Raw genomic sequence first — 20,800 nt, 5'->3', positions numbered from 1 at the left:
GGCGAGCAGTGCCGCGCCGCCGAGCAGCGCACCGGAGGGCACGTTGCTGCCGCTGGAGGCGAGCGCTCCGCCCCCGCCCGTGCCGCCGACGCTGCCGGCGCCGCCCACCGAGGCCCCGTCGCCCGTACCGCCGGAGGAGCCGGAAGCGGAACCGCCGCCCGAACTCGCCCCCGGCAGCGAGGCGTTCTCGTCCAGCGAGACGGCCGCGGTGACCGGGTCGAGCTTCTCGCCCGCCTTGTAGAAGCCGCCGAACGCCTCGGCGCCCTGGGCGGTGAGCGTGGCCGGTGCCTTCTTGACGGTGACGACGTCCTTCACCGGGTCCAGGGCGCCCGCCTCCAGCGTGAGGTTCGCGACGGTGAGCGCCTTGTGCGTGGTGACCTTGCCGCTCTCCCGGTCCTTGCTGCGGACGTCGGAGACGAGCGTGCCCTTGGTGCCGTCCGCCTTCACCTTCAGGTGGGAGAAGGTGAGGTCGAGGCTGTAGGAGCCGCCCTCCTTGTGACCGAGGAAGCGGACGCCGCCCTGGAACGAGGCGTTGAGGGACCCGGAGCCGGCCGTGCCGCTGCCGTCCGGGAAGCGGTAGCCGGCGCTGTGGGACGTCGCGCCGTCGGAGAGTTTCACCGTGCCGTTCGCGATGGGGCCCGTGACGTACTCGCGGAAGGACTTCTTCACGCCCCAGTCGAGATTGCCGTCGACGATCGTGCCGGACGCGGGCTCGGCGTCGCCGCTGTCCGTGCCGCTGTCCGTGCCGTCGCCCGTGTCACCGCCGCCGGAGCCGCCCGAGCCGCTCGTACCCGCCGTGCCGCTGCCGGACCCGGCCGTGCTCCCGGAGCCGCTCGTGCCGCCCGAACCGTCCGAACCGCCGCTCCCCGCAGTGACGTTGAGCGTCGCCGGGTCGAGCTTCTCGCCCTCCTTGTAGTAGCCCGCGAAGGCGGTCGAGCCGTCGGCCGTGAGGGTGGCGGGGATGTCCGCGAAGGTCATCGCGCCGTCCTCGCCGGTGCCCGGCTCGACGTCCGTCAGATCGAGAGCGGCGAGGTCGACGTCCTCCTTGAGATCCTCCGGCTCGCCCGTACCGTCCTCGCCGGTGCCGGTCGCCACGTCGGCCGACAGGAAGCCGTCCGTCCCCTCGGTGGTGACCTTGAAGTCGGACAACTCGATGTCGAGCGCGCCCTGGTGGCCGTAGAGATGGACGCTGCCGTGGAAGGCGGTGGAGACGGCGTGCGTGCCCGTGTCGTAGGAGCCCTCGCCGTCCGTGAAGCGGAAGGTGCCGTCGGCGTTCTTCTCCGCGCCGTCCGCGACCGTGATCGTGCCGTTGGCTATCGGCCCGGTGATGTAGTCGCGGAAGGACTTCTTGATGCCCCAGTCCAGGGTGCCGTCCGTGAGCGGTACGGCAGCGGCCCCGGCGGCGGGTCTTCCGGCGTCCGACGCGCTCCCGGTTCCTGCTCCGGCCGGGGCCGCGGCGTACGCGGGCAGGGTGAGGGCGGTGGTGCCGAGCACCGTCGCCGTGGCGGCGGCCAGCGCGAGGGCGCCGCGAGGTGAACGGGCGCGCGGGGAACGTGAGGTGACGGTCATGGTGTGGCTTCTCTCCTCAGGGTGACGAACGGGGGTACGGGGCGTGCTCGGGCGCGTGCGGGATGTCCGGATCAGCCGGATCAGCCGGATCCGCCGGGCGAGGGGCCGCCGGCGCGCTTTCTGCGGACCACGGCGTAGGCGACCCCGGCCGCCAGGAGCACGGCGGCCGTCGCGCCGCCCGCGATCAGCGGCACCGCCGAGGAGCCGGAGGCAGCGGAGGCGGTCTTCCCGGACCGCTGCGCCCCCGCCTTCTGCCGGGGCGAAGCGGAGGCTTCACTGCCGAGGTCGGGCAGCGCGGGGAGTTCGGCCTTCTCGTCCAGCGCGACGGCGAGCGAGACCGGGTCCATGGCGGTGCCCTTCGCGTACATCCCGCCGAAGGCCCTGGAGCCCTCGGACGTGAGCTTCGCGGGCGCCTCGTCGAGAGCGACCAGGCCCTTGCCGTCCGGCCGCAGCGGGGACTTCTTTACGGTGAAGGTCACCAGAGGCTGCTTCTTCGCGGACTTTGCGGTCTTCGCGGACTTGCCGCTCTTCGCGGTGCCGCCGCCGTCGCGCACCGCGGCGGAGAGGGTGCCCTCGCCGTCCTCGACGCGTACGGAGACCTTCGACAGCGCGAGGTCGAGATGTCTGCCGGTGAAGCGGACGGCACCGGTGAACTCCGCGTCGAGCGTGCCCTTTTCGAGGTCGTAGTCGCCCTTGCCGTGGCCGAAGCGGAAGAGCGCCCCGCCGTCCTGGGCGCCGTCGCTCAGCTTCCACTCGCCCTGGGCGACGGTGCCGGTGACGTACTCGCGGAAGGTGCGGCGCACGCCCCAGTCGACGGCCGCGTCCTCGATGCGTCCCGCGTCCTCCGGCTTTCCCTTGCCGCCCTTCGCGGGCTTCTCCTCGTCCCCGCCGTCGTCCTTCTCGGGCTTCCGGTCGGTCAGATCGACGGAGAGGCCGACCGGGTCGAGCGGCGTGCCCTTCTTGTAGTAACCGGCGAACGACGTGGCGCCCTCGGCCGTGAGGGAGGCGGGAACGCCGGTCAGACTCAGCGGACTTGAGCCGCCGCGCATGTTCACACCCGACAGATCCAGTGCGGCGAACGGCACATGACGCCGTTCCGACAGCCGTCCGCTGCCCTTGGCCTTGCTGCGGATGTCCGCGTACAGGGTGCCCGAGCCGTTCTTGATCCGTACGGCAGGGCGGCTGACGGTGAGATCCAGTTCGTGGGTGCCGTCGGACTTCGTGTGCCCGGTGAAGTGGACGCCGCCCTGGAACGCGGCGTCGAAGGCGCCGTCCGCCGGATCGTAGCTGCCGGTCGCCGAGTGGAAGCGGAACCGGCTCGAACCGGTCGTCGCCGCACCGCCCTCGAGCGTCCAGCGGCCCTTGGCGATGGGCCCGGTGACATAGCTCTGGAAGGACTCCTTGATGCCCCAGTCCAACCTGCCGCCGGAGACGGCCCGTTCGGCGGCGGCCGTGCCGGACGCACGGGGAGCCACGGCCCTCGCGGCGTGTGCGGTGGCCGCGGGCAGCGCCGCCAGGGGCAGCGCGGTCAGCAGCGTCACGGCGAGGACGCGTGGCAGGCGTCTGGAGTGCGGCATCGGTGCTCCTCCGGTCACAGCGGCACGGCACGGCCACGGCGGCCGGGCCCCGGTCCCCGAGGGACCGGCCGACAGCCGGCCCGCCGGTCCGGGCAGGGGACGGCAAGGGACAACCGGGCTAGCGGCGTTAGGTAAGGCTAACCTAAGATACCTGCGACCCGACTGGAACCCCCCCGGTTCCGGCACACCACGCGAAAGGTGCACAAGTGCGTCCTCAACGCCCGCGCACCCTCCGGGACTTCGCGGCCGTACTGGTCCTGGCGCTCGCCCTCCTCGCCGGCTGCGGCGGCTCCGGCGGGGGAGGGGACAAGGGGTCCGGCAGCGGCGGGGAGCGGGCCGCGCACACGGCCGCCGACCGCGCCGAACCGCTGAGCGGTCCCGCACCCGAACCCCAACTGCCCGCCCGTGTCACGTCCGCGGACGGCCACCGGGTCACGGTGCGGGACGCCCGGCGGATCGTGCCGCTCAGCGGTTCCCTCTCCGAGATCGTCTACAGCCTCGGCCTCGGGAAGCGCGTCGTGGCCCGCGACATCACCGCCACCTTCGCGCAGGCCAGGAAGCTGCCCGTGGTCACCCGCGCCCACGACGTCTCCGCGGAGAGCGTGCTCTCCCTCAAGCCGTCCGTGGTGCTCGCCGAGACCACGACCGGACCGGCCGAGGCCGTCGACCAGATCCGCGACGCGGGTATCCCGCTCGTCGTCCTCGACCCCGCCCGCGGCCTCGGCGACGTCGGCACCCGAATCACCGCCGTGGCCACGGCACTTGGCGTGGACGGCGCGGGCAAGCGGCTGCGCGCGCGTACGGACGAGCGGGTCGACGCCGTACGCGACGGACTGCCCGGCGGTGGCGACCGGCCCCGCGTCGCCTTCCTCTATCTGCGCGGCTCCGCCTCCGTCTATCTCCTCGGCGGCGCCCGCTCCGGTGCCACCTCCCTCATCGAGGCGGCGGGCGGCGTCGACGCGGGCAAGGAGTCCGGACTGAGCAAGGACTTCACCGCCATCACCAGCGAGGCCCTCGCCAAGGCGGCACCCGACGTCATCCTCGTCATGTCCAAGGGCCTGGAGTCCGTCGGCGGCGTGGACGGGCTGCTGAAGATCCCGGGCATCGCCGAGACACCCGCCGGACAGGACCGCCGCGTCGCCGCTGTCGACGACGGCGTCCTCCTCAACTACGGCCCCCGCACGGACGAGGTGCTGCGGGACCTCTCCCGGCAGATCCACAAGGACGCCGCCGGGTGAGCGCGCCCGTACGGCCCGGCGAGGGCGGCACGGACACGGAGCCGGCGAAGAAGCCGGAGCCGGCTCGCCTCAACACCCCTGCGGCGAAGGCCCGTTCGCACGGCGCGGGGACGGAACACCCCGGCGGGCCGCCGGCGGACGCCACGGCCGCGAAGACGCCGCCCCGTACCCGCCGTGGCGCCCCCGCGCTGCTCACCGCCGGACTCGTCGCCGCACTCGTCGTGCTGGGCCTGCTCTCCGCGAGGATCGGCGCGTACGGGATTCCCGTCGGCGACGTACTCGGCTCGCTCGCCCACCGGTTGGGCCTGGGCGGCGCACCGCTGGACCGCGTCGCCGAGAGCGTGCTGTGGAACGTACGGCTGCCGCGCGTCGTTCTCGCCCTCCTCGTCGGCGCCTCGCTCGGCTGCGCCGGAGCCCTGATGCAGGGCGTGTTCGGCAACCCGCTGGCCGAGCCCGGCGTGATCGGCATCTCCTCCGGGGCCGCCGTGGGCGCCGTCGCCTCCATCGCGTTCGGGCTGACCTTCCTCGGCAACTGGACGGTCACCGCCTGCGCGTTCGTCTCCGGGCTCGCCACCGTGCTGCTCGTGTACGTGCTCGCGCGCTCCGGCGGCCGTACGGAGGTCGTCACGCTCATCCTCACCGGCATCGCCGTCAACGCCTTCGCGGGCGCCCTGATCGGCCTGTTCGTCTTCTTCGCCGACAACGCGCAGATCTCCCAGATCACCTTCTGGCAGCTCGGTTCGCTGGCGCAGGCCACCTGGCCGAAGGTGCTCGCCGTGCTGCCCTGCGCGCTCCTCGGGCTGCTCGTCGCACCGTTCCACGCGCGCAGGCTCGATCTGCTCTCCCTCGGCGAACGGCCCGCGCGGCACCTCGGCGTCGACGTCGAAGCGCTGCGCATCGCGCTGGTGCTGGTCGTCGCGCTGTTCACCGCGGCGGCGGTCGCGGTCGCGGGGATCATCACCTTCGTGGGGCTGCTCGTGCCGCATCTGCTGCGGATGGCGGCGGGGCCCGGACACCGGTTCCTGGTGCCGGGGAGCGCGCTGGGCGGCGCGGTCGTCCTCGTCGCCGCCGACCTGGCCGCCCGTACCGTCGCACAGCCCGCCGAACTGCCCCTCGGCGTCCTCACCGCGCTGCTCGGCAGCCCGTTCTTCTTCTGGCTGCTGCGCAGGACCCGGCGCCGCCAAGGAGGTTGGGCTTAGGGCGTGTCTGCTCGTACGCAACAGCACGGCACCGCACGGAACGTACGGAAAGGCCCCCGACCCATGGCACGCTTCCTCTCCTCGCCCGCACTGACCCGGTTCGCCGCCCGCACCTCACCGCACGGGCGGCGCGGCGCCCCCGCCGAACCGGCCCTGCCCCCGGGCGAACCGGCGGCCGAGGTGCGGGGAGCGACCGTGCGGCTCGGTGGCCGTACGGTGCTGGACGGCGTGGATCTGACGCTCGTCCCCGGCGAAGTCCTCGCGCTCGTCGGCCCGAACGGCGCCGGGAAGTCCACGCTGCTGGCGACGCTCGCCGCCGACACCCGTGTGAGCGAGGGCGCCGTGCATCTCGCGGGACGTCCCGCCGACGCCTGGACGGCACGCGAACTGGCCATGCTCCGCGCGGTGTTGCCGCAGGCGACCACGCTGTCCTTCCCGTTCACCGTCGCGGAGGTCGTACGGATGGGCCGCGCGCCCTGGTCCGGCACCCCGCACGAGGACGACGACGAGACGGCCGTGGCCGAGGCGATGGCCGTGACCGAGACCGCGGACTTCGCGGCGCGCCCCTTCTCGGCGCTCTCCGGCGGCGAACGCGCCCGTGTCGCGCTCGCCCGCGTCGTCGCCCAACGCGCCCCCGTGCTCCTGCTGGACGAGCCGACCGCGGCGCTCGATCTGCGCCATCAGGAACTCGTGCTGCGGCTGTGCCGGGAGCGCGCCGCCGAGGGCGAGGCGGTCGGCGTCGTCCTGCACGACCTGGCGCTCGCCGCCGCGTACGTCCACCGCATCGCCCTGCTCGACGGGGGCCGCCTCACGGCGGTGGGCCCGCCCGGCACGGTCCTGGACCCCGCGGTGCTCAGCCGCGTCTACCGGCACCCCGTCGAGGTCGTGCCGCATCCCCGTACGGGTGCCGGGCTGGTGCTGCCGGTGCGCGAGGCACCGGCGGACGCCGCCGAGGACGACGCTGCGCGGGACGCCCCGGTGGAGTGACGCGGCTCAACTGCGCACGCGGCGGCGGGAGTTCGCCTGACGGTCCCCGCCGCTACTCGCGCCGCCCGGAGGCGAGCCAGAAGACGGGGGAGTCCGGCAGCGCGGGGTCGAGGATCCCGGGCAGGGCGCGGCCCGTACCGGCGACGACGTCCGACGGCCGAGCCACGGACGCGCTCCAGCCGTGCCCGCCGAGCCACCGCCCGGGGCCGGCGACCGTACCGCCGAACGCCGACCCGATCTCCGCCAGGCTCTGCGTTCCGGCCGCGAACGCCTCGCTCCGCAGCGCCTCCGGGTACGCGTGGTCGGCGATCAGACGGCTGCCGGGCGCCGAGAGCGCGGTGATGCGTGAGAGCAGCCGGTCGCCGTCGGCGAGATACATCAGCAGCCCCTCGACCAGCCAGAGCGCCGGCTCCCGGGGCCGGAACCCGCTCTCCAGCAGCGGCGACTCCCAGTCTCCGGCCAAGTCGGCGCAGACGGCGGTGCGTTCACACGACGGCCGGGCGCCGGCGGAGGACAGCGTCTCCTGCTTGAAGCCGATCAGCTCCGGGAAGTCGATCTCGAAGAGCCGGACGCCGGCGGGCCAGGGCAGCCGGTACGCGCGGGAGTCCAACCCCGCGGCGGGCAGCACGACTTGGCGCACGCCCTCCTCCCGTACGGCACGCAGCGTCCAGGCGTCGAACAGCCGGGTGCGCAGGCCGACGTAGTCGCCCATGGCGGGGCAGACGTCGCTGAGCGTGCTGCCGTCCCGGAGCCAGGGGAACGGCCCCTCCGCCGGCGCCGCGGCGTCCACGAAGGCGCCCGCCAGCGGGTCGTCGACGAGGCCGTCCTCGCGTGCTGTCTCGACGCGGCGTTCGTTCGCCATGGCGACCGCCGTCAACGCGACGCCGTAGGTGGGGGATTGGGCCATCATCGCTCCTTGCGGTACGGGCGGAACGGGGGCGGCTGGGGCCGTACGGGCTCGCGACGGCGAGGGCTCGGGTCGGCCGAACGGGCCGTCGGCGGCCGGGAGTCGGGGCGCGCGACGTCGGTGTGCCCAGCGGCGGCATGCGGCCGCGAGCCCGATCAGCGCGGCGGCGAGCCACATCGCCGCTCCCCGCAGAGCCCGCCCGGAGGCTCCGAACTCGCCCTGGGCGCCGTGCCGTTCCCGCGCCGGGGCGGCCGTCCGCCGCGCTCGGCTCTCCGGTCGGCGTTCCGGTCCGTCCCCACCGTCACCACCCTCGTCGGTGAGGTGAGAGTAATTCTTGCGGACAGCCGTCCGCAAGCTACGATCCCGGTGTGAGCGGCTCCCCGAACTCCCGTACCGGTACGAGGCAGCGGCGGCAGTGGGGCAGTCTCGGCCGGGACGAGATCGTCGGGGCCGCGCTGCACATCGCCCGCACCGACGGCCTCCACGCGCTGACGATCCGCCGGCTCGCCGCGGACCTCGGCGCCTCCCGCATGGCGCTCTACCGGCATGTGGCCGACAAGGACGCCCTGATCGACCTGGTGATGAACGCGGTCGCCGAGCACAGCATGCTGCCGCCGCCGACGCAGGACGGCACATGGCAGGAGCGGCTGCGGCGTCTCGCGGAGTCCATACGCGGCGAACTGCGGACCTACCCCGGGCTGACCGACATCCTCATGACGCGCGCCAACCAGGGCCCGGGCGCGCTGCGTTGCGTCGAGACGATCCTGGAACTCCTCGCGGAGGCCGGGCTGAAGACCGAGGAGGCCGCCCGCTACTACCTGCTCTTCATCGACCTCGTCTTCGGCCGCGTGCACCGGGAGCTGCACGGCGATCCGGTCGGCCCGCAGCGCACCGCCCAGTTGTTCGCCGCGGCCGAGGCGACGCCGGAACTGTCCCTCACCCGCCTGGGGAACGCCGAGTCGGTGCTGCGCTCCGTCACCGGTGAGCAGATCTTCCACGCGGAACTCGACATGCTCGTCGACGCCGTCGAGGCCGCGGCGCGTTGAGACCTCGGGCGGCCAACGACCGCCGCAGAGGGCCGCGTTCGGGCGTGGTTACTTCTTCAGTGCGTCCGCGAAGACCGGGACGACCTTCTTCACCGCGTACGGCGTGGAGAGCACCGAGTCCGTGGCGAAGGCGGAGCTGAGCTTCTTGTCGTCGAACACCACGGAGTGGCCCTTGCGTACGGACGGTACGGCGCGGAAGAGCGGGTCCTTGCGGACCTTCTCCGCGGTGACGCCGATGGGGGAGACCACGGTGAGGTCGGCGTCGAGCAGATCGAGGTTCTCGCGGGCCACCGGTATCGAGAAGTTCTTCCCGGCCCGGGCTTCGACCTTCGGGTTGTTGCGGAAGCCGAGACGTTCGACGAAGTCGACGCGTCCGCCGCCGCGTACGTACGCGCCGTACGCGTCGGCCGTACGCGACCCCAGCGTGACGGTCTTGCCCTGGAACTCCGGATGCGCCTTGACGGCCTCGGCGAACGCGCGCTCGTTCCCGGCGATGAGACGGCGGGCGCGCTCCTCGCGGCCCAGCGCCTTGGCGACCAGCTTGGTCTGCTGCTCCCAACTGATCTGGAACTGGTCGCTGCCCTTGGGCACGCCCACGGTCGGTGCGATCTTCTTCAGCGTCTCGTAACGCTCCCTGGCGCCACTGGACTTGGTGTCCAGAATGAGATCCGGCTGCAGATCGGCGATCTTCTCGTACTCCGGCTCCAGGGTGCCGATCTTCTTCGGGCTCTTGGTGTAGCGCCCCTCGGCCCAGGGGCCCAGGCCGTCGCCGCCGAAGGCCAGCCAGTCGCTCTGTCCGACGGGCTGCACGCCCAGCGCGAGCGCCGTCTCCGCGTCTCCCCAGCCGAGGGCGACCACGCGCTTCGGCTTCTCCGGCACCGAGACCTTCCCGAACTTGGTGGTCACCGTCCGTCCGCCCGCACCGTCCGCGTTCCCGGTGCCCGAGGTGCCGCAGGCGGTGAGCCCGAGGAGCAGGGCGCCCATGGCCAGTACGGCGGTGGCGGTCGCGGTGCGGCCCGGCCGAACGGACGGGCGACGCGGGGCGGTTGGGCGGTGGAGGACCGGCTCCGGTGCGGGGGTGCGGTCCGTCGGGCGCGGGTGATCAGCAGCAGGAGTCACGGAGGTAAGGGTACCCTAAGTGAAACGGAGGGCTGCGATCCGGTGCGGTACGCGCAGGTGGGGCCGCCAACTCCCCGGCCCCCGACGGCTGTTCAGTCTGCGGCGACCACGTGATGCCGCCCGATCGGCACGATCATCGGCGTGTGCGACGACGGATCGCTCACCACCGAGCAGCGCATCCCGAAGACCTCGGTGACCAGTTCCTCCGTCACAATGTCCGACGGCCGGCCCTCCGCGACGATGCCGCCGTCCCGCATCACGACGAGGTGATCGGCGTACCGGCAGGCGAGGTTGAGGTCGTGCAGCACCACGACGACGGTGGTCCCCGCCGCGCGGTTCAGGTCGGTCAGCAGGTCGAGCACGTCGAGTTGGTGGCTCACGTCCAGGAACGTCGTCGGCTCGTCCAGCAGCAGGATGTCCGTGCCCTGTGCGAGAGCCATCGCGATCCACACCCGCTGCCGCTGCCCGCCGGAGAGTTCGGCGACCGGCCGCTCCGCCAGCTCCAGCACGTCCGTGGCGAGCATGGCGCGCGCCACGGCTGTGTCGTCCTCGCTCGTCCAGCGGCGGAACCAGTCCTGGTGCGGATAGCGGCCACGCCCGACCAGGTCGGCGACGGTGATGCCCTCCGGGGCGACCGGGGTCTGCGGCAGGATGCCGAGCACCGTCGCGATCTGCTTCGTGGGCAGGTCGCGAAGGCTCCGGCCGTCCAGCCGTACGGTGCCCGCCGTGGGCGACAGCAGCCGGGCCAGGGCACGCAACAGGGTGGACTTTCCACAGGCGTTGGGCCCGACGATCATCGTCACCGCGTTCGGCGGCACGTCCACGGTCAGTCCCGCGATCACCTCGCGGTCGCCGTAGCCGAGGTGTATCTCCCGGGTGTCCAGGGCGTGTCGGGCCTTCCCCGGCACCGGCCGCCCGTCCTTCGCGTCCGTCGTCACCGTCAACCGCCTTTCCCCACCCGGTTCGTACGCGCCAGCAGCCACAGCAGATACGGCGCCCCGATCACGCTCGTCACGACGCCCACCGGGAACTGCGTCTCGCCGAGCAGATGTTGAGCGACGAAGTCGGCGACCAGGACGACGAGCGAGCCCAGCAGCGCCGAGTGCGTCAGCGCGGCGCCGCGCGAGGGCACCAGACGGCGCGCGATCGGCGCCGAGACGAACGCCACGAACGCCACCGGTCCCGCGGCCGCCGTCGCCGCCGCCGACAGCCCGACCGCACACGCCAGCAGCGCGACCCGGCTGCGCTGCACGCCCGTACCGAGTCCGCCCGCGGTCTCGTCGCCCAGCTCCAGCACCCGCAGCGTGCGTGCCGCCAGGAAGGTGAGCGGCGTCAGCAGCGCCAACGCGCCCAGCAGCGGCCAGACATGCGTCCAGGAGCGCTCGTTGAGGCTGCCGGTGAGCCAGATCAGCGCCTGCTGCGCCTCGGTCACCTCGGCGCGGGTCAGCACGTAGGACACGAGGCTGGAGAGCGCCGCGCCCACCCCGATGCCGACGAGCACCAGCCGGTATCCGGCCACGCCCCGCCGCCACGCCAGCACATAGATCAGCGCGCTCGCCAGCAGCGCCCCGCCCAGCGCCGTGCCGGACAGCGCGAGTCCGGACAGCCCGAGCACCAGGCTGCCCAGGACCGCCGACGCGCTCGCGCCCGCGCTGATGCCGATGATGTCGGGGCTGGCGAGGGGGTTGCGCAGCATGGTCTGGAAGACCGCGCCCGACATTCCGAACGCGGCACCCGTCAGCAGGCCCGTGAGCGTCCTGGGCAGCCGCAGATCGAGCAGGACGAAGCGGCTTCCGCCGGTGCCTCCGCCCGCCAGGGTGCGCAGCAACTCCGGTACGGGGACGGCCACATCGCCGTACGACAGGCTCACGCACACCACGGCGAGCAGCACCGCGGTGAGCGCCCCGGCCACGGCCGCCGAGCGGATGGCGGGCCTGCGGCGGGCGCGGCGCACCTCCCGTACGGCGGCGGAGAGCCGGACGTCGGTGAGCACCGGCGGGCCCGTACCGCTACGGGCTCCGCGCGGGCCGGCGACCGCGGCCTTCGCCCCGGCCCCGGTCTTCGCGTCGATCCCCGCCTCCGCTCCAACTGCCGCCTTCGTCCGGGCGGTTCGTGCGGACGGGCCCGTGTCCCGGCGGCCGTTCACAGCTCGGCCGGCTTCCGCCGCCGTACCAGCGCGATGAAGGGCACCGCCCCGATCGCCGCGGTGACGATGCCGGCCTGCACCTCGCCCGGCCAGGCGACCAGNCGACCAGACGTCCCACGAGGTCGGCGAGCAGCAGCAGTACCGGCGCCAGCACCGCGCTGTACGGCAGGATCCAGCGGTAGTCGGGCCCGGTGAGCAGCCGGGCGGCGTGCGGTACGACGAGGCCGACGAAGCCGATCGGGCCGGCCACGACGGTGGCGCCGCCCGCCAGCAGCACCACGGCGGCCACGGCTCCCGCCCGTGCCAGCCCCACGCGCTGCCCCAGCCCACGGGCCAGGTCGTCGCCGAGGGCGAGGGCGTTCAGACGCGGCCCGAGCAGCAGCGCGCAGCACACGCCGACGGCCAGCAGCGGCGCGACCTGCCACAGCACACCGGTCTCCCGCGCGGTGAGCGCGCCGACCTGCCAGAAGCGGAACTGCTCGAAGGTCTCGTCGTCGGTCAGCAGCACCGCGGTGGTGAGCGAACCGAGCACGGCGCTGGTCGCCGCCCCCGCGAGCGCCAGCTTCACGGGCGTGGCCCCGGCCGGTCCGAGCGCCCCCACCCCGTGGACGAGGACCGCCGCGCACAGCGCTCCCAGCAGCCCGCACCACACGTACTGGCCCGGCTCGGTGAGGCCGAGCACGCTCATCGACAGCACGACGGCCACGGACGCACCCGAGTTGACGCCCAGCAGGCCCGGATCCGCGAGCGGATTGCGGGTCACGCCCTGCATCACCGCCCCGGCCAGACCCAGCGCGACTCCGGCCAGCACCCCGGCGAGGGTGCGCGGCACCCGGACCTCGCGGACGATCAACTGCGCCTTGTCGGCGGGGTCGTAGGAGCCGCCGAAGGGAGCGACGGCGTGCCAGACGGCCGCGGCGGACACCTCGCCGCTGCCGATGAGAAGACTGGCCGCGACGGTCAGCAGCAGTGCGACGCACGCGAGCGGCAGCCCCACGGCGAGCACGGCGCGTCCCCGCGGACGGCGCCAAGTGCCGTGTGCGGAACCGGAGTCGGCCGTACGGCGGAGATACGCCGCCGCTTCCTCCGGCAGCGCGGTGCCGTACGCCGACGGGCCGCCGTCCGGCGGTGCGGCGCCGGCGGACGGGGCCGGAGCGCGTTCGCGGGGCGCGGGTCGTCGCACTCTGGTGCACTCTCGTCGTGCCCGGCCCGGCGTGCTCACGGACGCGGGGGAGGGCTGGCCTGTGATGAAGTAAAGTAAGGCTAGCCTAACAGCGAGCCACGGCCTGACCGGCGGGGGTACCACGTCGCCGGCGGAGCGGGCGCCGAACCGGGAGCAGCAGTTGCCGAACCCCCAACAGGCCGCCACCGGCGCCGGTCCCACCGTCGAGGACCTGCCGGAGAGCGCCGACCGCTCCGGCTTCGCCGAGCTCGACTCCGCGGCCCAGCTCCGCGAACTCCTCGGCGAGCCCCACCCGATCGTGCTGGACAAGGTCCATCGGCGCCTGGCCGACGCCGACTTGGACATGCTGGCCCGCTCGCCGTTCTGTCTGCTGGCCACCTCCGATGCGGAGGGCAACTGCGACGCCTCGCCGCGCGGCGGCGAACCGGGCTTCGCGCGGGCGCTCGACCCGGGGACGCTGGTGCTGCCGGACCTGCCCGGCAACCGGCGGGGCGACAGCTTCCACAACATCCTGCAGAACCCGTACGCCGGGCTGGTCTTCCTCGTGCCCGGCTCCACCGACGTCCTGCGCGTCAACGGGCGGGCGCGGATCCTGCGGGACGCGCCCTTCTTCGACGAGATGACGTCGAAGGGCCGCCGGCCCCGACTGGCCCTGCTCATCGAGACGGACGAGATCTACCGGCACTGCCCGCAGTCCCTCAACCGCGCCCGGCTGTGGCGCCCCGACCCGGACTGAAGCCGAGAGGCCGTTCAACCGGCGGGTCCAACAGGGCGGCCGATCACGGCAGTCGGGCACGGCAGTCGGGCACGGCGGCGAGCCGCTCGCGTACGCCTCAGCCGGCGGCGTCCGCCGTCCCCGCGCGGAGGAAACGGACCGCCGGCGGTGGATGCATCAGGAAGTCGTGGTGGGAGATGTTCCACGCGTACGCCCCCGCCAGCGCGAAGACCACCCTGTCGCCCGCCCGCAGACCCGGCGCCGGAACACCCCGCGCCAGCACGTCCTTCGGCGTGCAGAGCTGCCCCGTGAACGAGACGCGGTCGCCCCGTACTTCGGGCCTTGGCGGCGGATGCTCCCAGTCCGCTACCGGGACGACCTCGGCCGGCTGGTCGTGCCCCTTCGCCGCCGGAGTACGCAGATGGTGGGTGCCGCCGCGGACCACCGCGAACTCCTCGCCGTGGCTGCGCTTCACATCCAGCACCTGCGTCGCGTACCAGCCGCAGTACGCCGTCAGCGCCCGCCCCGGCTCGATCCGCAGCACCGGGCCGGGGAAGCGCTCCGCGAGGCGGGCCATGCCCGCGCCGAAGGAGGCCCAGTCGAAGCGCTCCCCGGGCCGGGTGTAGTCGACGGCCATGCCGCCGCCGACGGTGAGTTCGCGCAGCGCGACGCCGCACCGCGCGGCCAGGGCGTGGGCCTCGGCCACGACCTGTTCGGCGAGGGCCAGTTGGGCGTGCGCGTCCAGGCCGCTCGCCATATGGGCGTGCAGACCGGCCAGTTCGAGGTCCGGCAGCTCGCCGCGGGCGAACTGCCCCAGGGCCTCGGCCGCTTCCGCCGGGTCCATCCCGAACGGCGTGGGACGGCCGCCCATGGCCAGCACGCTGCCCGCCAGCGCGTCGGCCTCCACGGGCGGATCGAAGCGGATCAGCACCTTCGGCCGGTTCGCCGAGCGCTCGCGGTGCCGCCCCACGAGCCGTGCCAGCAGCCGCAGTTCGTGCGGGCTCTCCACATGGAAGCGTTCCACGCCCGCGTCCAGCGCCGCCGCGATCTCCTCCGGCGTCTTGCCGGGCCCGCCGAAGGCCAGCGGCCGCGGCCCCACCGCGCCGCGCACATGGGCGAGTTCGCCGCCGGAGGAGACCTCGAAGCCGTCCGTGTACGGCACGAGCGCCCGCAGGACCTCCCGTTCGGGGTTGGCCTTCGCCGCGTAGTACAGCTCCACCGAGGGCGGAAGCGCGGCGCGTACGGCCGCCGCGTGCTGCTCCAGCGCGTCCATGTCGTAGAGATAGCAGGGCAGTTCGTCGGGGGACAGGGCACGGGCGGCGTCCCGCACCGCGCCGGTGAGCAGGCTCAATGCAGCGGTCCGTTCGTCACGTCGGTGTCGGTCAGCGGAGAGGGCAGGCGGACGTAGCCGGCGTCGCGGTCGGGTGCGCGCTGCCAGCGGGTGAGCAGATTGGCCTTCGCGGGCAGCGCCTCACCGGCCAGCAGCGACCGCAGCAGCGGCGGGTCGCCCAGCGGTCCGCAGCACCGGGCGAGCGTGTGCCGGACACACCGCCACAACTCCGCCTCGGTCTCCGGGTGCAGATCGGCGACGGCCGCCAGCACCTCGGCGAGATGGTTGACGAGCAGGCAGTAGACGACGCGGTCCCAGCCGCGCCGCGTGTCGTACGTCAGCACCCGGGCCACCTCGTCGGGCAGCGCGGCCAGCGCGTCCCCGTGCGTACCGGAGACCAGCTTGGTGCCCTCCAGATCGCGGAAGAGCACGCGCACCGGCCCGCCGTCGCCGTCGACGCAGACCACGACGTTCTGCAAGTGCGGTTCGAGGACGACGCCGTGCAGGAAGAACGCGGAGAGCACCGGCGGCACGAGGAGGTCCACATACCGCTGCCACCACGCGACCGCCGCCGACGGTCCCGCCCCGGCCAGCAGCGCGGCGACCCGCCCCGGCCCGGCCGGGTACTCGTCCGCGATCGCCCCCGCCAGCAAGGGAGTCGCCCCGGCGGGCACATGGCGGCCCAGCCCCTCCCGCACGATCACCCCGAAGCCCTCCAGCAGCGTCCGGTCCATGCGTCCGCCGGGGCCGCGCACCGCGAGGCTGCGGTAGGCGGGCTCGCGGAGCACGGCCGCACCGGGGTGGCGTACGGCCAGGTCCTCCAGTACGGGCCCGAGCAGCCGGGTGAGGGCGACGGCCCCGGCGAGTTCGTAATACGCGTTCTTGCGGAGGCAGTTGGTGATGCGCACATCGAGGCTGAACTTCAGGAACGTCCGGCCGTCGTAGACGGTGCGCACCGAGGCGGTCGGCGTGACGGGCGCCGTCCCGCTGCCCAGATCGCGGATGTCGCCGCGCCCGGCGGCGGCCACGAACGACGGGTGCCGCCGCAGCAGCCGGAACTGCCAGGGGTGCGCGGGCAACAGCCGGTACCCGGCCGGGACTTCGCCGGGCGCGTCCATCGCGTCCAGCGGGGCGAGCGCACCGCGCTCCGCCGACTCCTGCGCGATCAGGTCCTCCCGTACGGCGAGCATCCGCAGCGGGAAGCGGGCGCCCTCCTCCGGGGCGTACGCCGCCCACGTCGCGGGGTCGGCGCCGTGCGCCTTGGGCGTGGGGTGGAAGCGGTGTCCGAGCAGGAGCGACTGCTCGCTGCCGAGATAGGCGGCGAGCCGCCCGCCGGTGTGCGGCGCGGAAGTCGGCGGCGTACGGGAGCGGGCGAGCGCGCTGCTCACGGCACGATGGCTGGCCGCGATCTGCCCGAGGAACTCCTCGTTGCCGCTGCGGGTCCGCAGCGACAGCTCGGTGTGCACCAGCGCGGCCAGCCGGCGCCAGTCCGCCGGGATCCAGCCCTCGGGGGCGTGCTCGTGTACGGGTCCGGTGAAGCGATGGGCCCCGATCAGGGACGTACGGCGCAGCGCGACCCGCAACTCGACGCCGGAGAGCGGCAGTTGCAGATGGAGGCGGCCGTCGGTGATCCGGCGGGTGTGCTCGTCCGTCACCTCGCGCAGCACGCAGTTGAGGAGGGTGTGGGCGACGGCCTCGTCGGCGGTCGGCAGCGCTGCGGGGGCGGGAACCGGCGGATGGGCCGTGGTGGTGCCGGACATGGTGCTCAAGCCTTCCGCAGCAGATAGTTGGGGCCGGTGGTGTAGTGCTTGTTGATGTCGGCGGCGCCGGACCGTGCCTTCGTCAGCAGTGTCCCCGCCGTCACCATGGCCTTGACGGGCAGTTCGGGCGCCCGGAGCACCCGCGCCCGCAGAACGCCCGCCGCCGAGGGGTTCCATCCCGCGAGCCGGTCCACCGCTTCGGTGAGCCGTCCGCGCACCAGATCCAACAGCGCCTCGTGCAGCGCGGGATCCTCCCGTCCGAGGCCGAACGCCCAGGCGCCGGCGCACAGATGGACGGTCACGGTGGTGAACAGATCGGCTACGGGCGCGTCTTCGGTGACGCGGATACGCGGATCGTCGAAGTCCGCGGCCAGGGCCTCCGCCGTCTCCCCGAGCGCGTGGCGCAGCCGGACGGTGTTCACGCGCGGCCCGTCGTTGTCCTTGAACAGCAGCCGCGGCGCGCCGCCTTCAGAGCCCCCGAGGACGAGGGAGATGTTCTGCTGGTGGGACTCCAGCGCGATGCCGTGACCGAAGAGCGTGGTCTGCCAGTCCAGCAGCAGCGTCAGCACGGAGTCGAGCAGGGCCGTCACGTCGCCGCCGTGGAAGCGGTCCGCGAGCGAGCGGATCACGGGCCGGCCGTCGGGCGACGGCGCGGCGAGCGCCGCCAGGGGGACGACGACGCACTCCTCCAGTCCCGGCGGCTGGTGACGCAGCAGGGCGCCGAGGAGTTCGTGCCCGGCGGAGGCGTACCGGTACTCGTCGGCGAGCAGCACTCGGCCACGGAAGCGCTGCTCCCGCGCGATCACCCGCTCCAGCAGCCGGTGGCAGGCGGCGCCGTCGCGGAGCGTGCCGGGCCGTATCGACCGCCGGTTGCGCAGCCCGAGCGTGGAGGTCGGCAGCGGCAGCTTGAGGTGGACGCGGGGGTTCGCGGCCAGGGCGACGGTGCGCATCGAGAGGGTGGGCACCGCCTCCAGCCACGGCTGCCGCAGCAGCACGGCCCCTTCCTCCAGCCCGGCGCCCTTCAGCGCGTCCCGCAACGGCGGACCGGCGGTGAGTGGATGGACCGGCAGCAGAACGTGCGACTGCCGCCATCCGGCGGGCAGTTCGGCGTCCGCGGGCGGCTCACCGGCGCCGCACGGAACGGGCAGTCCGGGCAGGACCGGCCCCCGGATCTCCGCCGCGTCCCCTCCTCGTACGCCCGGCTCGGCCGCGTCGTCCGCCGCCGCCCCGGACAGCGCGACGTTCCCGGCCGGCAGGGCGAGCCAGCGCAGCCGGAAGCGCGGATGGAACTCCGGTGCCCAGCACCGCAGTCGGCGCTCCGTCAGGCCGAGACGTGCACGCGAGGCCGGATACACCGGGTGGTCGGCGCGTGCCGCGAGGCTGTCGAACGCGAGGGACGCGCCGAGGCCCTCCCAGCGTGCGGGATCCGCCCCGTGCCGGGCCGTGAGCCGCGCGTGCAGCTCCTCCCCGGTCGCCTCGTGCAGTCGCCGGGCGAGCAGATCCGCACGGCACTCCTCGGCGAACGCCTCGACACCGGGCCGGTCCTCCGGGCCGGTCAGGGCGGAGAGTTCGGCGAGCACCCCGGCGACCGTCGTCAGCGCGGCGCCGTCCGGCTCCCGGCGCAGCAGCGGCAGCCGGGCCGCGACCGCGCACTGGAATCCGTCGGCGCGTACGGGCAGCAGCAGGGCACGCCGTCCGCCCGCGGCCAGCCGCAGCCAGGGGCCGTCCGCGGTGTGCACCTCCGTCGAGCGGGTGCGCAGCCCGGCGACATCCTCACGCAGCAGGGTGCTCAACACCCGTAACAGCAGCTCGCGTTCGGCGGCGCACCCGCCGGGCGCGGCGGCCCGCGCCGTACGCGGTCTCGGCAGGGGAGCCGACGTCCCGGGCCCGGGGACGCCGTTCACGGCAGGATCTCCCACCGCTGCGCGGCGAGGAAGCCGTCGGCCACGCGGTCCACGGACTGCTGGTCGGGGCCCGTGGTCCGCAGGGCGCCCAGATAGTCGCGGTTGGTGTGGTGCAGGTCGTGGCGCTCCCCGACGGCACGCAGCGGCCGGTAGACGCGTCGTACCTCGCCCTCCTGCACGTCCGAGGCGCCGGGCGCCGCCGTGAGCGTGCCCCCGCGGTCGGCGCACGGATAGTCGACGCGCGCCGCGCCGCCCGTGCGCACGGGCAGCGGGTCGGGCAGGGGAGTGCCCAGATGGGCGTCGAGGACGTATGCGAAGAGCGGGATGTCCAGCAGGTCCGCGAGCAGCAGATCGCCCTGGTCGCCCACGGCGCGGTAGTTGACCTCGATGATGCGGGCGCGGCCGTCCTGGACGACGAACTCGGTGTGGCACGCGCCGAGTCCGACGCCGAGCGCGCCGAGCTGTGCGAGGACCGCCTCCCGCACCGGCTCCGGGTGCCGCCGTACGTACGTCATCCGGTGCTCGATGAAGTACGGCGGCGGGGAGACGAGGGTGCGGAAGCCGCCGAGCTCGTGCAGCCGGCTCCCGTCGCCCAGGGTCTCCAGGGTGTGCAGCTCACCGGGGAGGTACTCCTCGACCAGGAGCGCCGCCCCCGGACGCCGCTGCCTGATCTCCCCGCACAGCCGCGCCAGTTCGGCGCCGTCCGCGGCGAGGACGACGTCCTCGCTGGCCACGCCCTCCCGCGGCTTGACCACGCAGGGGAAGGGGACCTCGCCGAGCGTCGCCAGCCCGGAGGGCAGCTCGTCCTCGGCGGCGATCTCGCCGGCCCACACGGTGTCGGCGCCCGCCGCGGCCAGGTGCCGCCGCATCTCCGCCTTGTCCTTGGCCCGTAACGCCGCGCACCAGTCCTTGCCCGGCAGGCCGAAGTACTCCGCGGCGAGCGCGGCCTGTGTCTGGAGGTGGTCGCTGTTGGTGAAGACGGCGTCCGGCGGCCGGTGCGCGGCGATCCGCGCGATGACCGACGCGGCGTCCCGTACGTCGCACCCCAGCACCTCGAGGCGGCCCTCGCCCGCGCCGGAGACGGCCTTGCCGGTGTGCTCGTGCGGGCGGTCGGTGAGGAGCGTGACGTCCAGCTCCCGGTCCCGTGCCGCCGGCAGAAAGCCGTGGGTGACCGACTCGGTCGGGTTCAGGGCGAGCAGATACAGCTGCATGTCGGAACCCTTCCGGCGTTGATCGACGGAGCCGGAGCAGAGCTTAAGTTAGGTGACCCTAAACACCAACTCGCCGGTCGGATGAGGAACTTCGGGCCGAACAGTTTAGGTTAGGTTCGCCTTACCAAGTGAGCGGTGTGATCACGCGCCGCTCCCTTCGGGCTGGTCAGAACCGCACGTGCAAGGAGCTCCGTTGAACCCGACCCCGGCGCCGGCCTCAGTACGAGGCGCCGAGAGCTGCGTCGCCCCGCTCACCACGACCTACCGGCGCCTGGGTGCTCTGAGCCCCAACCTGAATCTGGGCATCGCACCGGAGGACGGGCCCACCGGTTCCGCCGGTTCCGCCGGGTCCACCGGATCGGCCGGAAACAGCCGGGCCGCCGCCCCCGCCGGAGACGACCGGACCGGCCCCGCGGACGACTGGACCGACCTCGGTGAACTGGCCCGTGAGCCCCGGGTGCTCGACGCGCTCCTGGAGGCGGAGGGAGCACGCTGCGCCGGGAACAGTGCGACCGGAATCCGCCCGGACGTCGTGGCCTCCCGCATGCTGCACCGGATCCTGTGGGCCACCTGTCTGCTGCTGAGCGGCCCTTGGTATCTGGAGCGGCGGGTGCCGCGCCTCGGCCCGTCCGACGTACGCATCGGACGCCGCGACGAAGCCCTCCAGATCGTGGTCCCGGGCGGCTTCGCCTGTCTGCCGGACGACCCCGCCGCCTCCCTCGCCGGGGCGCATGTCCTGCCGGACGAGGAGGCGCTGCGCCAGGAGCTGCGCACCGCCGCCGCCGACCAGGCGCGCCCGCTGATCGCCGCTCTCGCGCAGCGGGCGCGGCGCGGACCGCGAGCGCTGTGGGGCATGGTGGAGGACGACCTGGTCTCCGGCATCTGGCACCTCGGCCGCGCCACGGGCGA

The 20,800-nt window shown here is 73.9% G+C and carries 16 protein-coding genes and 1 pseudogene; 6 read left to right on the top strand and 11 right to left on the bottom strand.

Translation table 11 applies throughout. The annotated features are described in order from the left end of the window. Together AN218_RS27520 and AN218_RS27515 are read right to left on the bottom strand one after the other, a co-directional pair. The coding region (locus AN218_RS27520) for an HtaA domain-containing protein (protein WP_070019818.1) at nt 1–1,569 on the bottom strand (1,569 nt) is incomplete at its 3' end. 80 nt (nt 1,570–1,649) lie between these two features. After that, a complete protein-coding gene (locus tag AN218_RS27515) occupies nt 1,650–3,146 on the bottom strand; it encodes an HtaA domain-containing protein (RefSeq protein ID WP_070019817.1) in 1,497 nt (498 codons plus the stop codon). A 206-nt stretch (nt 3,147–3,352) separates the two neighbouring features. Between AN218_RS27515 and AN218_RS27510 the strand changes: the two genes are divergently transcribed. The 3 genes from AN218_RS27510 to AN218_RS27500 all read left to right on the top strand — a co-directional run bounded on the left by AN218_RS27510 (nt 3,353) and on the right by AN218_RS27500 (nt 6,570). Next, the gene (locus AN218_RS27510; protein ID WP_070019816.1) at nt 3,353–4,384 is read left to right on the top strand and encodes a heme/hemin ABC transporter substrate-binding protein; all 1,032 of its coding nucleotides are present in this window, start codon (nt 3,353–3,355) and stop codon (nt 4,382–4,384) included. A 188-nt stretch (nt 4,385–4,572) separates the two neighbouring features. Continuing rightward, nucleotides 4,573–5,583, top strand: a complete 1,011-nt coding sequence (locus AN218_RS27505; RefSeq protein WP_070019824.1) for a FecCD family ABC transporter permease — start codon at nt 4,573–4,575, stop codon at nt 5,581–5,583. A 63-nt stretch (nt 5,584–5,646) separates the two neighbouring features. Next, nucleotides 5,647–6,570, top strand: coding sequence for a heme ABC transporter ATP-binding protein (locus AN218_RS27500; RefSeq protein WP_079132652.1), 924 nt, complete (start codon nt 5,647–5,649; stop codon nt 6,568–6,570). A 52-nt stretch (nt 6,571–6,622) separates the two neighbouring features. On the opposite strand, the gene AN218_RS27495 is transcribed toward AN218_RS27500, so the two are convergent. Next, nucleotides 6,623–7,477 (bottom strand): SAM-dependent methyltransferase, encoded by an 855-nt coding sequence (locus AN218_RS27495; RefSeq protein WP_171908814.1) that lies wholly within the window; start codon nt 7,475–7,477, stop codon nt 6,623–6,625. A 368-nt stretch (nt 7,478–7,845) separates the two neighbouring features. Between AN218_RS27495 and AN218_RS27490 the strand changes: the two genes are divergently transcribed. Then, entirely contained in the window at nt 7,846–8,523 is a 678-nt protein-coding gene (locus AN218_RS27490) for a TetR/AcrR family transcriptional regulator (RefSeq protein WP_070019814.1), read from the top strand. A 48-nt stretch (nt 8,524–8,571) separates the two neighbouring features. Here AN218_RS27490 and AN218_RS27485 read toward each other — a convergent pair whose 3' ends face one another. From AN218_RS27485 to AN218_RS27470, 4 genes and pseudogenes are all read right to left on the bottom strand, one after another. After that, on the bottom strand, nt 8,572–9,507 hold the full coding sequence (locus tag AN218_RS27485; protein ID WP_079132650.1) for an iron-siderophore ABC transporter substrate-binding protein: 936 nt from the start codon (nt 9,505–9,507) through the stop codon (nt 8,572–8,574). Nucleotides 9,508–9,734: 227 nt separating this feature from the next. Continuing rightward, nucleotides 9,735–10,625 carry an ABC transporter ATP-binding protein gene (locus AN218_RS27480; protein WP_244900753.1) on the bottom strand — a complete coding sequence of 297 codons (891 nt, stop codon included), beginning with the start codon at nt 10,623–10,625 and terminating at the stop codon, nt 9,735–9,737. Beyond that, on the bottom strand, nt 10,583–11,635 hold the full coding sequence (locus tag AN218_RS27475; RefSeq protein WP_244900751.1) for a FecCD family ABC transporter permease: 1,053 nt from the start codon (nt 11,633–11,635) through the stop codon (nt 10,583–10,585). Before AN218_RS27475 ends, AN218_RS27480 begins: the two co-directional genes overlap by 43 nt. A 149-nt stretch (nt 11,636–11,784) precedes the next feature. Continuing rightward, nucleotides 11,785–12,881 (bottom strand): annotated as a pseudogene (locus tag AN218_RS27470) (FecCD family ABC transporter permease). A 301-nt stretch (nt 12,882–13,182) separates the two neighbouring features. On the opposite strand from AN218_RS27470, the gene AN218_RS27465 reads away from it, so the two are divergent. Then, the gene (locus AN218_RS27465) at nt 13,183–13,707 is read left to right on the top strand and encodes an MSMEG_1061 family FMN-dependent PPOX-type flavoprotein (RefSeq protein ID WP_070019820.1); all 525 of its coding nucleotides are present in this window, start codon (nt 13,183–13,185) and stop codon (nt 13,705–13,707) included. Nucleotides 13,708–13,804: 97 nt separating this feature from the next. Here AN218_RS27465 and AN218_RS27460 read toward each other — a convergent pair whose 3' ends face one another. Genes AN218_RS27460 through AN218_RS27445 form a run of 4 tightly spaced genes read right to left on the bottom strand, consistent with a single transcriptional unit; the run spans nt 13,805 to nt 19,891 of the window. Next, nucleotides 13,805–15,037 carry a type III PLP-dependent enzyme gene (locus AN218_RS27460; RefSeq protein WP_070019812.1) on the bottom strand — a complete coding sequence of 411 codons (1,233 nt, stop codon included), beginning with the start codon at nt 15,035–15,037 and terminating at the stop codon, nt 13,805–13,807. After that, nucleotides 15,034–16,776, bottom strand: coding sequence for an IucA/IucC family protein (locus tag AN218_RS27455; RefSeq protein ID WP_070019811.1), 1,743 nt, complete (start codon nt 16,774–16,776; stop codon nt 15,034–15,036). Before AN218_RS27455 ends, AN218_RS27460 begins: the two co-directional genes overlap by 4 nt. Before the next feature lie 5 nt (nt 16,777–16,781). Continuing rightward, entirely contained in the window at nt 16,782–18,644 is a 1,863-nt protein-coding gene (locus AN218_RS27450; protein WP_070019819.1) for an IucA/IucC family protein, read from the bottom strand. A gap of 32 nt (nt 18,645–18,676) precedes the next feature. Further along, nucleotides 18,677–19,891: an ATP-grasp domain-containing protein gene (locus AN218_RS27445; protein WP_070019810.1), complete on the bottom strand. Its 1,215-nt coding sequence runs from the start codon at nt 19,889–19,891 to the stop codon at nt 18,677–18,679. 193 nt (nt 19,892–20,084) lie between these two features. Between AN218_RS27445 and AN218_RS27440 the strand changes: the two genes are divergently transcribed. Next, the coding region (locus tag AN218_RS27440; RefSeq protein ID WP_070019809.1) for a hypothetical protein at nt 20,085–20,800 on the top strand (716 nt) is incomplete at its 3' end.

Source organism: Streptomyces nanshensis, assembly GCF_001751255.1.
GTDB lineage: Bacteria > Actinomycetota > Actinomycetes > Streptomycetales > Streptomycetaceae > Streptomyces > Streptomyces nanshensis_A.
The sequence above is the reverse complement of the archived record's forward strand: the minus strand, read 5'-3'. Positions and strand labels throughout refer to the sequence as shown.

Coding starts and splice junctions, on each gene's coding strand:
- AN218_RS27495 (WP_171908814.1), bottom strand. CDS start 7,477: ATGGCCCAATCCCCCACCTACGGCGTCGCGTTGACGGCGGTCGCCATG.
- AN218_RS27515 (WP_070019817.1), bottom strand. CDS start 3,146: ATGCCGCACTCCAGACGCCTGCCACGCGTCCTCGCCGTGACGCTGCTG.
- AN218_RS27455 (WP_070019811.1), bottom strand. CDS start 16,776: ATGTCCGGCACCACCACGGCCCATCCGCCGGTTCCCGCCCCCGCAGCG.
- AN218_RS27500 (WP_079132652.1), top strand. CDS start 5,647: ATGGCACGCTTCCTCTCCTCGCCCGCACTGACCCGGTTCGCCGCCCGC.
- AN218_RS27445 (WP_070019810.1), bottom strand. CDS start 19,891: ATGCAGCTGTATCTGCTCGCCCTGAACCCGACCGAGTCGGTCACCCAC.
- AN218_RS27485 (WP_079132650.1), bottom strand. CDS start 9,507: ATGGGCGCCCTGCTCCTCGGGCTCACCGCCTGCGGCACCTCGGGCACC.